The organism is Streptacidiphilus sp. EB129, from assembly GCF_041262645.1.
Classification (GTDB): Bacteria; Actinomycetota; Actinomycetes; order Streptomycetales; family Streptomycetaceae; genus Streptacidiphilus.
Map to the genome: position 1 here is coordinate 20,621 of NZ_JBGCCS010000054.1, position 13,898 is coordinate 34,518.

Here is a 13,898-nt window from a genome sequence, read left to right on the forward strand (position 1 = left end):
GGCCGCCGGGACGGGGGCTGCTCCGGTCAGCAGATGCGCGGCAGCAGCTCGCCGAGCGGCAGGTCGACGACCCGGGTGCCGCCCAGGCCGGTTCGGGCGACGACCATGCCCGGGTGGGCCTCCACGCACTCGCCGATGATCGCGGCACCCGCCCCGAGCGGGTGCGCGCGCATGGCGGCGAGCACCGCGTCCGCGTCCGCGCGCGGGACGAAGGCGACCAGCTTGCCCTCGTTGGCCACGTACATCGGGTCCAGGCCCAGGAAGCCGCAGGCGTTGGCCACCGCCTCCGGGACCGGCACCGACCGCTCCGTCAGCACCACTCCCACGCCGGCCGCCGCGGCGATCTCGTTGAGCGCGGCCGCCAGCCCGCCCCGGGTGGGGTCGCGCAGGACGTGCAGGTCGGGGGCGACCGCGAGCATCGCCTGGACCAGTCCGTGCAACGGCGCGCAGTCGCTCTGGATCTCGACGCCGAACTCCAGGCCCTCGCGCACGCTCATCACCGCGATGCCGTGCACGCCGATGTCGCCGCTGACGATCACCACGTCCCCGGGCGCCGCGCGCTGTGGGCGCAGGTCGACGCCGTCCGGGATCAGGCCGATCCCGGCGGTGTTGATGTAGATCCCGTCGCCGTGGCCCCGCTCGACGACCTTGGTGTCACCGGTGGCCACCTCGACACCGGCGGCCCGGGCGGCGGCGCCCAGTGCCTGCGCGACCAGCCCGACGACCTCGGTCTCCACGCCCTCCTCCAGGATGAACCCGCAGGACAGGTAGGCGGGCCGGGCCCCGCTCATGGCCAGGTCGTTGACCGTGCCGTTGACGGCCAGGTCGCCGATGCTGCCCCCGGGGAAGAACAGCGGGCGCACCACGTACGAGTCGGTGGAGAAGGCCAGCCGCACCCCGCCCAGCGAGAGCCGCGCGGCGTCGCCCAGTTCGGCCAGCGCCGGACCGCCGTAGGCGGGGGCGAAAACGTGCTGGACCAGTTCGGCGGAGAGCACCCCGCCACCGCCGTGGCCGAGCACCACCCGGGGACTGTCCCGCAGCGGCGCGGGACAGGTCCAGCCCTGGATGTCCAGGCCGGTGGGCCCGGTCGCGGTGGGCCTGGTGGTCGCGGTGTCAGCCAACGGGGGTCGCCTCCTTGACGGCGCCGGGTCCGTCGATGCGCCGGTAGAGGTAGTAGGCCGCGCAGGCGCCCTCGCTGGAGACCATGGTCGCGCCCAGCGGGTTGCGCGGCGTGCACAGCGTGCCGAAGGCGGGGCAGTCGTGCGGCTTGAGCAGCCCCTGCAGCACCTCGCCGCTGCGGCACTCGGCCGGTTCCACGGTCCGGATGCCCTCGACCGAGAAGCGGTACTCGGCGTCCTGCTCGCGGTAGCGCTCGGAGAGCCGCCAGCCGCTGTCCGGGATCACGCCGATGCCGCGCCAGGGACGGTCGACGACCTCGAACACGTCCCGGAGCATGGCCTGTGCCTGCGGATTGCCCTCCGGGCGCACCGCACGCGGGTAGGCGTTCTCGACGCGGTGCTCGCCGCGCTCCAGCTGCAGCACCGCGCGGTGCACGCCCTGCAGGATGTCCAGCGGCTCGAACCCGGTCACCACGATCGGCACCCGGTAGCGCTCGGCCAGCTCCGGGTACTCGGCCGTGCCCATCACGCTGCAGACGTGGCCGGCGGCCAGGAAGGCCTGGACCCGGCAGCTCGGCGACTGCATCAGCGCCTCGATGGCCTGCGGCACCCGCACGTGCGAGACCAGCATGGAGAAGTTGCTGATGCCGAGCTTGCGGGCCTGGTAGACCGTCATGGCGTTGGGAGGCGCGGTGGTCTCGAAGCCGATGCCGAAGAACACCACCTCGCGGTCCGGGTTCTGCCGGGCCAGGGCCAGGGCGTCCAGCGGGGAGTACACCACCCGCACGTCCCCGCCCTCGCTCTTGACCCGGAACAGGTCCCGGTCCGTGCCGGGCACCCGCAGCATGTCGCCGAAGGAGCAGAAGATGACGCCGGGCCGGGAGGCGATCTCCAGGGCCTTGTCGATGGTCTCCAGGGGGGTGACGCAGACCGGGCAGCCGGGGCCGTGGATCAGCTCGATCTCCTCGGGGAGCAGCTGGTCGAGGCCGTGCCGGATGATGCTGTGGGTCTGGCCGCCGCAGACCTCCATCAGGGCCCAGGGACGGGTCACCGCCGCCCTGATCCCGTCCAGCAGCTTCCCGGCCAGCCCGGGGTCCTGGAACTCGTCGATGTACTTCACCGCTCCTCCTCGCTTCCGTGCCGGGCCATGCCGTCCGGATCCGCGGCCAAGGCCCAGGGGTCGCCGAACTCCTCCTGGAGGGTGCCGAGTTCGGCGAAGAGTTCGAGGGTCCGTCGGGCGGACTCCTCGTCCAGGCGCTGCAGCGCGAAGCCGACGTGGACCACCGCGTACTCCCCGACCTTCAGGTCAGGGACGTACTCCAGGCAGACGTCCTTGATCACGCCGCCGAAGTCGACCTGGGCCATCCGGGTCCCGTCCCGCTCCTCGATCTGCATCACCCTGCCGGGTACGGCCAGGCACATGCGCTTCTCCGTCCTGTCGTCGCTGCTGCTGCGTCCTGCTGTGGTGGGTGTGGAGTTCGGCCCGTCAGCCGGGGTCGGTGCGGGCGGCCACCAGGACCTGGCCCAGGGCCAGGCCCCCGTCGTTGGGCGGCACCTGACGGTGGCGCAGCACGGTGAACCCGGCGGCGCGCAGTCCGGCCGCGCACCCGACGGCGAGCACCGTGTTGGCGAACACCCCGCCGCTGAGCACCACCGGCCGGGGGCCCACCCGCTCCCGCGCCGCCTCGCACACCCGGACCACCAGGTCCGCGACCGCGGTGTGGAACCGCGCCGCGATCAGGCCGACCGGCACGCCGGAGCGGGCCTCGGCCAGCGCCGCCGCGAGCACCGGCCCCGGGTCGGCCAGCAGGTCCGCGCCGCGCCCCGTCCCGGTCACCGTTCCCGTCCCGGCCGGGTGCCAGGGGCTGGGGCCGAGGCCGAAGGCGTAGCCGGTGGCTCCGGCCGACGGCCGCGCGGCGGCCTCCAGCTCGACGGCGGCTCTGGCCTCGTAGTCGGCCAGGTGGCAGATGCCCAGCAGGGAGGAGACCGCGTCGAAGAGCCGGCCCATGCTGGAGGTCGGCACGCAGTTCAGGCCGGTCTCCAACTGGCGCCGCAGCAGCCGCAGTTCGGTCTCCGGGCAGGCACCGGCAGAGGGCAGGCCGGGGTCCCAGTCCAGACCGGCCGCGTGGAGGTGGGCGAGCGCCATCCGGTACGGACGCCGGACGGTGGCGTCCCCGCCGGGCAGCGGCGTGTAGCGCAACTGCCCGAAGCGGCGGAAGCCGTCGTAGCCGGCCAGCAGGAACTCGCCGCCCCAGACCGCCCCGTCGTCGCCGTAGCCGGTGCCGTCGAAGGCGACGCCGATGACCCGGGCGTCCGCGTCCAGGCCGTGTTCGGCCATCGCCGAGGCGATGTGCGCATGGTGGTGCTGCACGCCGACGAGACGCCGACCGTCCGCGTTGCGCTTGGCCCATCGGGTGGAGTGGTAGCCGGGATGCCGGTCGGCGGCCAGGGTTTCCGCCCGCACGCCGGTGATCGCGGACAGCTGCTCCACCGCGCCGGCCAGCGCGGTCTGGGTGGCCGGGTCCTCCAGATCGCCGATGTGGCCGGAGAGCCAGGCGCGGGTGCCCTCTGCCAGGCAGACCACGTTCTTCAGGTCACCGCCCATGGCCAGGGTGGCCGGGACCGGCACCGGCAGGGTGACCGGCAGTGGCGCGTAGCCGCGCGAGCGGCGCAGCAGCAGCGGTTCGCCGTCGCAGATCCGCACCACCGAGTCGTCGCAGGGGACGTGGATCGGCCGGTCGTGGACCAGCCAGGCGTCGGCGATCCCGGCAAGCCGCTCCCGGGCGTCGGCGTCGTCGGTGGCGATCGGCTCTCCGGAGCGGTTTCCGCTGGTGAGTACGAGCAGCCGGAACCCGCCCGGCTCGCCGGGCAGTCCCAGCAGCAGGTGGTGCAGCGGTGTGTAGGGCAGCATCACCCCGAGGTCGGGACTGCCGGGCGCGACCCCGTCGGCGAGCTCGGGGGCCCCGGGCACCGGCAGTGAGCGGCGGCGCAGCAGCACGATCGGCCGGACCCGACCCGCGAGCAGCTCCCGCTCGGCAGGGGACACCTCGGCCAGCGCCTCGGCGTCCTCGACGGACCGCGCCATCAGCGCGAACGGCTTGCCGCCCCGGGCCTTGCGCCGCCGCAGCAGGGCGACCGCGTCCGCGTTCCCGGCGTCGCAGGCGAGGTGGTAGCCGCCCAGGCCCTTCACCGCGAGCACGGAACCGGCCGCCAGCAGCCGGCGGGCCTCGGCCAGCGCCGCCTCGGCTTTCGCCGTGCTGCCGTCGGCGCGCACCAGCGTGTGCCGGGGGCCGCAGTCGTGGCAGGCGATCGGCTGGGCGTGGAAGCGCCGGTCGGCCGGATCCCGGTACTCGCTCCGGCACGGCTCACACAACGGGAAGTCGGCCATGGTGGTGGCGCAGCGGTCGTAGGGCAGCGCGCGGATGATGGTGAACCGGGGTCCGCAGTGGGTGCAGCTGATGAACGGGTACCGGTACCGGCGGTCGGCCGGGTCGGCCAGCTCGGCGAGGCAGTCGGCGCAGGTGGCGACGTCGGCGGGGGCGAGCGTGCCGCCCGCGCCGCCCTGCCGGGTGGCGACGATGGCGAATCCCCGCGCCCCGCTGGCCGGAGCCGCCTCCTGGTCCACCGACTCGATCCAGGCCAGGGGCGGCGCCTCGGCCCGCAACCGCTCGGTGAACCGCGCCACCCGCGCCGGCGGCCCCTCGACCTCGGCGACCACGCCCGCCCCGGTGTTGGTGACATGCCCGGCCAGCCCGAGTTCGGTGGCGAGCGTGTGGACGAACGGCCGGAAGCCGACGCCCTGGACCACCCCGCGCACCACGAACCGCCGCCGTACCGCTGTCGCGGACGCCGAGGGCTCCAGAGACTCCGGGGGCTCCAAGGGCTCCGAGGTCTGCAGCAGATCGCCGGTCATCTGGACGGATGCCCGGGCAGCGGCCGTACGGGCGTCGGCGCGTCCTGGCGGTGCTGGCTGCCGCCGCCGTGGCCGTGGCCGGCGTGGCCGTGCTCAGCGTGAGCGTGGCCGTCGTGACCGTGCCCGTCCTGGTGGCCGTCGTCGTGGTGGTGGCCGTCGTCGTGGGTGTGGCCGTCGTCGTGGTGGTGATGGTGCGTCAGGGCAGGGTCCTGGGTGCGGGCCATGACCGGGCGGTGCTGCGGCGTGCCCTGCTGCGCGGCCAGCGCGCGGTCCAGCAGCACGCCCGCGCCCGCGCCGGTCCGTGCCGAGGTGAGCACGACCTCGACCCCGGGGTTGACCCGCTCGACATGCGCCCGGAACGCCGCCTCGTCGAAGCCGACCGCGTCGGCGAGGTCGGCCTTGGTGACCAGTACCAGCTGCGCCAGACCAAAGGCGTTCGGGTACTTCAGCGGCTTGTCCTCCCCCTCGGTCACCGAGGCGAGGGCGACCCGCAGCGTCTCACCGAGGTCGTAGGAGGCCGGGCAGACCAGGTTGCCGACGTTCTCGACGAACAGCACCCGCGTCTCCGCCGGCAGCCAGCCGTCGATCGCCCGCCGCACCATCGCGGCCTCCAGGTGGCACAGACCGTCGGTCAGCACCTGCAGCACCGGGACGCCGGCCCGGGCCAGCCGGGTGGCGTCGTTGTCGGTGGCCAGGTCCGCCGTGATCGCGGCGACCGGAACCGCCCGGGTACGCGCCAGCGTCAGCTCCTGCTGCAGCAGTTCGGTCTTGCCGCTGCCGGGGCTGGAGAGCATGTTCACCACGACGGTGCCCCGCGCGGCCAGTTCCTCCCGCAGCGCCTGCGCGCCCGCGTCGTTGCGGGCCAGTACGGCCTGCCGCAGATCACCCGTCCGGCACATGGCGTCATCTCTCCTCGGGGACGGCGGCGCAGGCCGGATCACCCGACCAGTGCACCGCGGACACTTCCAGCTCGCGCCCGGAGAGCAGCACCACGTCCGTGCCGCTGCCGCAGCCGGGGCAGCAGAGGTCGGGCGGCATGCCCGGGTGCCACTCGCGCGCGCACGGCTCGCAGCGGGCCAGTGCCGTGACCGGCTCGACCAGCAGCCGCGATCCGCTCAACGGGGTGCCGGCGCAGGCGAGGTCGAAACAGAAGGACAGCGCGTCCGGGACGACACCGGCCAGTTCACCGACCCGCAGCCGGACGCACTCGGCCGTGGCACCGGGCGGGGCCTTCTCGGCCACCTGCTCGATCACAGCGAGGGCGATCGACATCTCGTGCATTGGACCAGGCCCCCAACTGCAGTCGGCCGACCGGGTACCGGCCGCAGGCCCCATTACAGGACCGGCGCGGCCGGCGTCTCCGCTGCCGCGCCGCGCCGGCCCCGCCGCTGTCATCCGTTTGCAGCCATCGGCCGGGCTCACATCCGGCGCAGCTCCAGGTAGCGCTTGAGGTCCGGCAGCAGCTGCACGGCCGCGCAGGCTGCCGCGGCCAGCACGGCCGTACCGATCAGGGCCTTGAACATGGGGTCCTCTCCTGTCCTCCGGGGTTTCCGGTCTGTCTGGACTGTGCGGTGTGTACGGTCTGTCAGTTCTCCGCGACGCCGATGACGGCGTCGGGAGCGGCGTCGGCGGTGACCGTCGGCGGTTCGGCGAGCAGGCGCAGCACCATCCGTACGGCGTGGTCCACCGCCGCCTCCACCGGCGGGCTCAGCCCGATCCCCTCCTCGACGGTCTCCGGTTCGCAACCGACGACCAGCACCCGCTCCGGCGCGCCGGTGCCGAGCCCGGCGCTGAGCGTGCCGAGCAGCGCGAGTACGGCGTCCGGGGTCATCCGGTGGCCGTCCAGGCCCATGCCCGGCTGCGGGGTCGCGGACAGTGCGGCCCTGGCGTCGATGAGGTACACCGTCCCGGGCAGGCCACCGCGCACGGTGGCGTCGATCAGGACGGCGGTGCGATAGCCCTCCAGCAGCCGGTACGCGAGGTCCACGCCGCGCACGCCCGAGTCCACCACCGCCACGCCGGGCGGGAGTTCCTGGGTGGCGAGCCGGCGGGCCACCTCGACGCCGAAGCCGTCGTCGCCGAGGAAGATGTTGCCCACCCCTGCGACGAGCGTGCCGCCGCCGGCCTGGTCCGCGCCGGTCATCGCCGCTCCTCCGGGTCCACGGTGTCACCGCTCGCGGCGTCCGCCGCCGGCGGTTCGGCGAGGGCGAGTTCGTCCGGCTGGAAGTAGAGGAAGCGGCCCTGCTCGCGCCAGAGGTCGGCGCCCGGGTCGTCCTCGACGGTGACGGCCAGGTGGACCGTACCGTCCACGTCGTGCACGACCGCCTCGACCAGGGCCGTGCGCCCGCGCAGGAACAGGTCCTGGGCGTCGGTACGCCTGCGTCCCGGCCGCAGCACGACCCGGCTGCCCGCGCCGACCAGTACGCCGTCGACGTGGACCCGGTCGGTGGAGGGATCGACCGACCGGTCCGCCGCCGGGTCCCACCAGGGCAGCTCGGGGGCGGACGGGGCCCCGGACCAGTCGTCCAGCGGCTGCGGGTCCGTCAGTTCCCGGATCGAGCGGACCACGCCGTGCAGCCGTTCCAGGACCTCGGGAGGCATCGAGTCGGCGAGGTCGACCACCGAGGCGGCCCGGTCGTCGGTGCCCCGGGCCTCGCGCTTCTCCTGGTCGGTGAGGGTGGCGGTGCGCAGCGCGAGCATCTCGTCGATCTCGGTGGCGTCGAAGAAGCCGCCCGGACTCTCCGGCGCGATGCGCGGGTGGTCCTCCAGGATGATCGCGCAGGCCAGCATGACGTCCTCGGCTCCGTCGGAACCCGCCAGCACCGGCCAGGCATGCCGGTTCCGGCACTGCTTCACCTCGTGGGCCGCCCACTCCGGCGGGTCGGTCATCGAGAGGAACCGCCCGCCGTCCGCCGCCAGCAGTACGTGGACGCCGATCAGCGCGTGCGGCAGCGCCGCCTCGCGGTCCCGTCCGGACGGCTCGGGCCGCCAGGGGCTGGTGTTCTCCACCTCGACGGACAGCCGGACCACCCGCGAGGGCCCGTCCAGGGCGACCGCGCGGACCCGGAGCTCGGCGTGGACGGCCTCCCTGCGCCGCAGCAACCGGCCCACGGTGGCGTCCTGCTGACGGACCAACTCGGTCTCCTCCACCGCGGCCCGCTCGACCGGGATCCGCACCCCGTCCGGGGCGAGCAACCGGTCGAGGGGCAGCTCCAGCGGGATCCGCTCCTCCACCCCCTCGTCCCAGGGCACCAGCACCCGGTCCGGCAGTTCCAGCGTCGGCACCGCGCGGAAGGAGCCGCCCGGGCCGGCGGCCTCGACGGTGCGGCGCTGGGCCCGCAGAAAGCGCACCTCCAGCGACAGCGCCCCGGCCCGCCGGGGCTCCAGCAGGCATTCGGTGCGCTGCAGGCTGGGTTCGCAGCCCGCCTCCACCCAGGCGGGCGGGACCAGGACGCCGAACTGCCAGCGGGCCCGGTTCTTCGCGGCCGAGGCCCGGTAGGGGTAGAGCACGTAGCCCTCGAAGAGCATGGTGTCCGCGATCCGGCGGGCGTGCTCCAGGCGTGCGTCCAGCCCGGTCGGACCGGCCGGAGCGAGGGTACGGTCGGTGGTGGTCACGGTCGGCTCCCCTGCAGCAGCGGGCCACCGGCGGTGGCCAGCAGCGCGCGGACGGTGGCCTCCCAGGACGGCAGGCCGTGGCGGGACCGGTAGTCCAGCAGCGCGTCCATGTCCTCGCGGGGCAGCCGCAGCCAGTCGCAGCCGGGGAAGTGCTGGTCCATCATCTGCCGCCAGACCGCGACCGGCATCCGCGCCACGGCCTCCCGGTCCCAGGGCACCGGGGAGACCTGGAAGCCCCGGTCGCCGGTGAAGGCGGTGCCGGAGAAGAGCAGCAGCAGCGGGGCCTCGCCCTCCTCCAGCGCACGGAAGTAGCGTCCGGCGCAGACGTCCAGGTCGTAGCTGCACGGCACCGACAGGTCGACCTCGGTGCGCCCGGTGAAGCCGGGCACGGTGAGCGAGACCTGGGCGAACTGAATCGGGTTCAGGCTGCTGCCCCACTGCGCGGGTTCGCCGAAGACGTCGCGCAGGGCGGCCTTCTCGGCCGGGTTGTAGCGCCGGCGGGCGGGTTCGATGCGCAGCTGGCACTGGAGCACCAGCGCGTGCACCCGGACCTCCGCGCCCGCGTCCAGGGCCAGCCGGAACACCAGCGTGGGGCCCGCGGCGTAGGGCTCGGCGCGGACGCCGGTGCAGCTGAAGCTGAAGGCGACGCTCATCCGGCGGCTCCCGGTGACCCGGTCGCCAGGGCGGCGGCGACGCCGGCGGGCCGGGATCTGGCGACCAGCCCGGCGAAGAAGGTGTCCAGCTCGCGGCGGGCCTCGCTGCCGCCGTCGAATCCCTGCCAGTGCAGCCGCATCCGGCCGACGAGTTCGTAGCAGGCGTCGATCGGTACCAGGAAGCACTCCCCCGGCGCCGGGACGCGGCGCACCAGCAGTGCCTCCACGTCGTCGGCGAGCAGTCCCGCCAGCGGCGTTCGGCCCAGGACGTCCTGCCACAGTCCGGGGTCGAGTTCGCTCTCGGTGGCGCCGGCCGGGCTGGGGTAGAGGGCGATCAGGCGGTCCAGTTCCGCGTTGCGGAAGAAGAAGGCCATCGAGACCGGGATCTGCAGGCTGTCCCAGGCCGCGTCGTCGACGGTGTGACCCGGGTCGCGCAGGTAGCGGTCGGGGACGGTCCGGTAGCGGGATCCGGCGCCGTCCCCGCGGTCGAACAGCAGCGCGCACGGGGGGCAGGCGCAGGCGAGGGAGCGGGCCCTGGTGTCGACCAGGTGCCGGTGGCGCGGGGCGACCGCCGTGCCACAGAGCTCGCAGCGCTCGACCCGGGAGGCGGGCTCCAGGAACCGTCGCAGCCCACGGTGACGGACCGTCTGCCGCTGGGGTCCCTGCTGCTGGAGGGCACTCACCGCGGTTCCACGGACAGCGGCGCGTCCGGCCGGCTGCCGATCTGCAGGAACGTCGGCGCCCGGTCCGGGGCCTGGAACTCGACGCTGCCGACCTCGGGGGCGGCCGAGGTGAGCGCGTCCTCGATGGCCTCCTGGTCGGCGGCGGCGCTGCCGCAGCCGCAGCCGGTACGCTCCGGCAGCCGCAGCCGGACGGTGCCGCTCTCCTGGTCGAAGGAGAGCAGCTCGGCCGGGTGCTCCGGGGCGATCCGCCGCAGGGTGTCGGTGATCCGGCGCTCCGCGTCGTGCGGGTGCAGTCCGTGCAGCGCGAGCAGGGCGGCGACCAGTTCGTCGCCGAGCAGGCCGTCCAGCGCCGGGCCCAGCAGCGTGGTGATCCGCGCCAGGCCCGCGCCGTAGAAGTCCATCAGGACCCGCACCATGTCCTCGGCCACCTGCGCGCTGGCCGGGTCGGCGCCGGCCGCCAGCCGGTCCAGCAGTTCCTCCACCCGCCGCGCGGTGACCCGCGCGTCGGGTGGTGCCGTCGTCGGTGCCGCCGCCTTCGCGGTCGCCTTCGAAGTCGCCGGTGCGGGTGCGTCCGTGGCGCGGGCGGTGGTCGCGGTCATCCGCCGAGCCCGCTCAGACCGGTGGGGACGTGCATCTGCTGCAGGGTCTTGCCGTCGCCCAGGTACATGTGCACGCCGCAGGGCAGGCAGGGGTCGAAGCTGCGGACCGCCCGCATGATGTCGATGCCCTTGAAGTTCTCCGGAGAGTTCTCCTCGAAGATCGGCGTGTTCTGCACCGCGTCCTCGTAAGGACCGGGTGTGCCGTAGCTGTCGCGCACGCTGGCGTTCCAGGGGGTCGGCGGGTAGGGGTGGTAGTTGGCGATCTTGCCGTCCCTGATCACCATGTGGTGCGACAGCACGCCGCGTACGGCCTCGGTGAAGCCGCAGCCGATGCCCTCGTCCGGCACCTCGAACTTCTCCCAGGTCTGCGTGCGTCCGGCCCTGACCTCGGACAGTGCCTTCTCGGCGAAGTGCAGGGCCACCGCGGCGCTGTAGGCCTGGAAGTAGGTGCGCGCGCGGTTCCGCTCCAGCGCGTTGCTCCACTTCGGGATCTTCCACTCGAAGGTGGTCTCCGGCTTGGTCAGGGTGCGCGGCAGGTTGATCACGACGCTGTGGCCGGTGGCCTTGACGTAGCCGCAGTCGACCAGCCCGGACAGCGCGGTGGACCACAGCCGGGCGATCGGGCCGCCGCCGGTGTCCAGCGCCAGGTGGTCCTTGCCGTCGAACCAGCGCGGCGACATCACCCAGCTGTACTTGTCGTCGAAGTTCCGCTTCTGCGGGGCCGGGATGGTGTGCTGGTTCCAGGGGTGGCGCGGGTCGACCGGGTTGCCCAGCGGGTCGTGGGTGACGAACTGCTCCTTGCCCTGCCAGTCCTCGTAGTAGGAGCTGCCGAGCAGGATCCGGATGCCCAGGTTGATCTCGGTGAGGTCGTTGGTCACCAGCTTGCCGTCGACCACCACGCCGGGGGTGACGAACATCCGCCGGCCCCAGTCCGTCATGTTGCGGTAGGTGAAGTCGCAGTGGTCCGGGTCGTTCAGGGCACCCCAGCAGCCGAGCAGGACCCGGCGCCGGCCGACCTCCTCGTACCCGGGCAGGGCCTCGTAGAAGAAGTCGAACAGGTCGTCATGGAGCGGCACCACGCGCTTCATGAACTCCACGTAGCGCATCAGCCGGCTCAGGTAGTCGGTGAACAGCTGCACCGTGGCGACGGTGCCGACACCGCCCGGGTAGAGCGTGGACGGGTGCACATGGCGCCCCTCCATCAGGCAGAACATCTCCCGGGTGTAGCGGCTGACCTGCAGCGCCTCGCGGTAGAACTCGCCCTCGATCGGGTTGAGCGAGCGCATGATGTCGGCGATGGTGCGGTAGCCGTGCTCGCCCGCGTGCGGGGCCTGGGTGCGCTCGGCCAGCTCCAGCACCCCGGGGTTGGTCTCGCGGACCATCTTCTCGCAGTAGTCGACCCCGACCAGGTTCTCCTGGAAGATGTTGTGGTCGAACATGTACTCGGCCGCCTCGCCGAGGTTGATGATCCACTCGGCGAGGTGCGGCGGCTTCACCCCGTACGCCATGTTCTGCGCGTAGACCGAGCAGGTGGCGTGGTTGTCACCGCAGATCCCGCAGATGCGGCTGGTGATGAAGTGCGCGTCGCGCGGGTCCTTGCCGCGCATGAACACGCTGTAGCCGCGGAAGACGGAGGAGGTGCTGTAGCACTCGGCAACCCGCTTCTGCTTGAAGTCGATCTTCGTGTGGATGCCGAGACTGCCCACGATCCGGGTGATCGGATCCCAGGACATCTCCGTCAGACCGCTGGGGTCGCCGCCTGCCTGTGTCGTCGTTGACATCGCGCGTGTGTCGCCCTTCATGAAGGGATGGGGGTGTGGTTGCCGGAAGAGGTGCCGTGCCGGACCCTGCTCGCCGCCGGGTGCTGGTGGGTGCTGGTGGGTACCGGCCGGCGCGCGGTGCGCGCGCCGGCCGGCGTCGGGGGGTCACCAGGGCGGCTGGTAACCCGTCGTCAGCGCGCCCTTGTGGCGCCACTTGGGTTCCTTGTCGACCGTCTGCTGGGTGATCGCGCGCAGCTTGCGGATCACCTTGCCGTAGCCGGTGCTGAAGCCACTGGAGACGCGGCCGCCGGGCGGCTCGTCCATGAACGGCATGAACTTGTCGGGGAAGCCCGGCATGGTGCAGGCGATGCAGATCCCGCCGACGTTCGGGCAGCCGCCCACGCCGTTGATCCAGCCCCGCTTGGGGACGTTGCACTTGACCACGGGGCCCCAGCAGCCGAGCCGCACCAGGCACTCCGGCTGCCCGTACTCGGTGGCGAACTGGCCCTGCTCGTAGTAGCCGCCGCGGTCGCAGCCCTCGTGCACGGTGGCGCCGAACAGCCAGGCCGGGCGCAGCTTGTCGTCCAGCGGGATCATCGGCGCCGCGCCGGTGAGCTGGTACAGCAGGTAGACCAGGGTCTCGGAGAAGTTGTCCGGCTGGATCGGGCAGCCCGGCACGCAGACGATCGGCAGGCCGGCCTTGGACTTCCAGTCCCAGCCGAGGTAGTCGGGCAGACCCATGGCACCGGTCGGGTTGCCGGCCATGGCGTGGATACCGCCGTAGGTGGCGCAGGTGCCGATGGCGACGATCGCGGTGGCCTTGGGCGCGAGCCGGTCGACCCACTCGCTGGTGGTGATCGGCTGGCCGGTCGCCGGGTCGTCCCCGAAGCCGCACCAGTAGCCCTCGTCCTTGATCGCCTCGTTGGGGATCGAGCCCTCGATGACCAGCACGAAGGGTTCGAGCTCACCTCGTTCGGCCTTGAAGAACCACTCGACGAAGTTGTCTGCACCCTGGACCGGACCGCACTCGAAGTCGATCAGCGGCCAGTGCACGGCGACCTTGGGCAGACCCGGGAGCACGCTGAGCGCGATCTCCTCGATGCTGGGCTGGGTCGCGGCGGTCAGCGCGACCGAGTCGCCGTCACAGCTCAGACCCGCGTTGATCCACAGGATGTGGACCACGGGGTCGTCCGCTCCGGCAGGTCCACCGACGGTCTCGGGGGACGTGGACGTGGACGTGGAAGACATGCGCCGCCTCCTCTACTGGCAGGCACGACAAGGCCCAGGACGGAACCTTCTGTCATCTTCCTACCCCGCCCGCCATGAGACGGGGATGCTAATACACCCGAACCGGTACATTTCCCCGATCCATGGTCACACTGAGCGACGACGGCCGGGGGGCGGCGGGGGGGGGGGGGGGGGGGGGGGCCCGCGGCGGGGGGGGGGGGGGGGGGGGGCGGGGGGGGGGGGCGGGGGGGGGGGGGGGGGGGGGGCGCGGGGGCGGGGGGGGGGGGGCGGGGGGCGGCGCGCCGCCCCCCACGGGGGCGGGGGGGGGGC

13 protein-coding genes are annotated in these 13,898 nt (G+C 73.3%); all 13 read right to left on the bottom strand.

The window, feature by feature from the left end:
• Positions 1-26 precede the first annotated feature (26 nt).
• Positions 27-1,121 (bottom strand): hydrogenase expression/formation protein HypE, encoded by a 1,095-nt coding sequence (hypE, locus tag ABH925_RS34820; protein WP_370155017.1) that lies wholly within the window; start codon positions 1,119-1,121, stop codon positions 27-29.
• Positions 1,114-2,238 (bottom strand): hydrogenase formation protein HypD, encoded by a 1,125-nt coding sequence (hypD, locus tag ABH925_RS34825; RefSeq protein ID WP_370155020.1) that lies wholly within the window; start codon positions 2,236-2,238, stop codon positions 1,114-1,116. The genes hypE and hypD overlap by 8 nt, the downstream gene beginning before the upstream one ends.
• The gene (locus ABH925_RS34830) at positions 2,235-2,540 is read right to left on the bottom strand and encodes a HypC/HybG/HupF family hydrogenase formation chaperone (protein ID WP_370155022.1); all 306 of its coding nucleotides are present in this window, start codon (positions 2,538-2,540) and stop codon (positions 2,235-2,237) included. The genes hypD and ABH925_RS34830 overlap by 4 nt, the downstream gene beginning before the upstream one ends.
• 64 nt (positions 2,541-2,604) lie before the next feature.
• A complete protein-coding gene (gene hypF / locus ABH925_RS34835) occupies positions 2,605-5,031 on the bottom strand; it encodes a carbamoyltransferase HypF (RefSeq protein ID WP_370155024.1) in 2,427 nt (808 codons plus the stop codon).
• Positions 5,028-5,930, bottom strand: coding sequence for a hydrogenase nickel incorporation protein HypB (gene hypB, locus ABH925_RS34840; protein ID WP_370155025.1), 903 nt, complete (start codon positions 5,928-5,930; stop codon positions 5,028-5,030). The genes hypF and hypB overlap by 4 nt, the downstream gene beginning before the upstream one ends.
• Positions 5,931-5,934: 4 nt before the next feature.
• Positions 5,935-6,303, bottom strand: coding sequence for a hydrogenase maturation nickel metallochaperone HypA (locus ABH925_RS34845; RefSeq protein ID WP_370155027.1), 369 nt, complete (start codon positions 6,301-6,303; stop codon positions 5,935-5,937).
• Positions 6,304-6,616: 313 nt separating this feature from the next.
• Entirely contained in the window at positions 6,617-7,174 is a 558-nt protein-coding gene (locus ABH925_RS34850) for a hydrogenase maturation protease (RefSeq protein ID WP_370155030.1), read from the bottom strand.
• Positions 7,171-8,646 (bottom strand): hypothetical protein, encoded by a 1,476-nt coding sequence (locus ABH925_RS34855; RefSeq protein WP_370155032.1) that lies wholly within the window; start codon positions 8,644-8,646, stop codon positions 7,171-7,173. The genes ABH925_RS34850 and ABH925_RS34855 overlap by 4 nt, the downstream gene beginning before the upstream one ends.
• Complete coding sequence (locus ABH925_RS34860; protein ID WP_370155034.1) at positions 8,643-9,299, bottom strand: DUF6084 family protein; 657 nt, start codon at positions 9,297-9,299, stop codon at positions 8,643-8,645. Before ABH925_RS34860 ends, ABH925_RS34855 begins: the two co-directional genes overlap by 4 nt.
• Positions 9,296-9,982 (bottom strand): DUF5947 family protein, encoded by a 687-nt coding sequence (locus ABH925_RS34865; RefSeq protein ID WP_370155036.1) that lies wholly within the window; start codon positions 9,980-9,982, stop codon positions 9,296-9,298. The genes ABH925_RS34860 and ABH925_RS34865 overlap by 4 nt, the downstream gene beginning before the upstream one ends.
• Entirely contained in the window at positions 9,979-10,581 is a 603-nt protein-coding gene (locus tag ABH925_RS34870) for a hypothetical protein (RefSeq protein WP_370155038.1), read from the bottom strand. The genes ABH925_RS34865 and ABH925_RS34870 overlap by 4 nt, the downstream gene beginning before the upstream one ends.
• Entirely contained in the window at positions 10,578-12,362 is a 1,785-nt protein-coding gene (locus ABH925_RS34875; RefSeq protein ID WP_370155041.1) for a nickel-dependent hydrogenase large subunit, read from the bottom strand. Before ABH925_RS34875 ends, ABH925_RS34870 begins: the two co-directional genes overlap by 4 nt.
• 144 nt (positions 12,363-12,506) lie before the next feature.
• Positions 12,507-13,589: a hydrogenase expression protein HypE gene (locus ABH925_RS34880; protein ID WP_370155043.1), complete on the bottom strand. Its 1,083-nt coding sequence runs from the start codon at positions 13,587-13,589 to the stop codon at positions 12,507-12,509.
• Positions 13,590-13,898 lie beyond the last annotated feature (309 nt).

Excerpts from the sequence above, each read along its gene's own strand:
- ABH925_RS34830 (WP_370155022.1), bottom strand. The coding sequence starts at position 2,540 with ATGTGCCTGGCCGTACCCGGCAGGGTGATGCAGATCGAGGAGCGGGAC.
- hypF (WP_370155024.1), bottom strand. The coding sequence starts at position 5,031 with ATGACCGGCGATCTGCTGCAGACCTCGGAGCCCTTGGAGCCCCCGGAG.
- ABH925_RS34850 (WP_370155030.1), bottom strand. The coding sequence starts at position 7,174 with ATGACCGGCGCGGACCAGGCCGGCGGCGGCACGCTCGTCGCAGGGGTG.
- ABH925_RS34845 (WP_370155027.1), bottom strand. The coding sequence starts at position 6,303 with ATGTCGATCGCCCTCGCTGTGATCGAGCAGGTGGCCGAGAAGGCCCCG.
- hypB (WP_370155025.1), bottom strand. The coding sequence starts at position 5,930 with ATGTGCCGGACGGGTGATCTGCGGCAGGCCGTACTGGCCCGCAACGAC.
- ABH925_RS34880 (WP_370155043.1), bottom strand. The coding sequence starts at position 13,589 with ATGTCTTCCACGTCCACGTCCACGTCCCCCGAGACCGTCGGTGGACCT.
- ABH925_RS34875 (WP_370155041.1), bottom strand. The coding sequence starts at position 12,362 with ATGTCAACGACGACACAGGCAGGCGGCGACCCCAGCGGTCTGACGGAG.
- ABH925_RS34860 (WP_370155034.1), bottom strand. The coding sequence starts at position 9,299 with ATGAGCGTCGCCTTCAGCTTCAGCTGCACCGGCGTCCGCGCCGAGCCC.
- ABH925_RS34870 (WP_370155038.1), bottom strand. The coding sequence starts at position 10,581 with ATGACCGCGACCACCGCCCGCGCCACGGACGCACCCGCACCGGCGACT.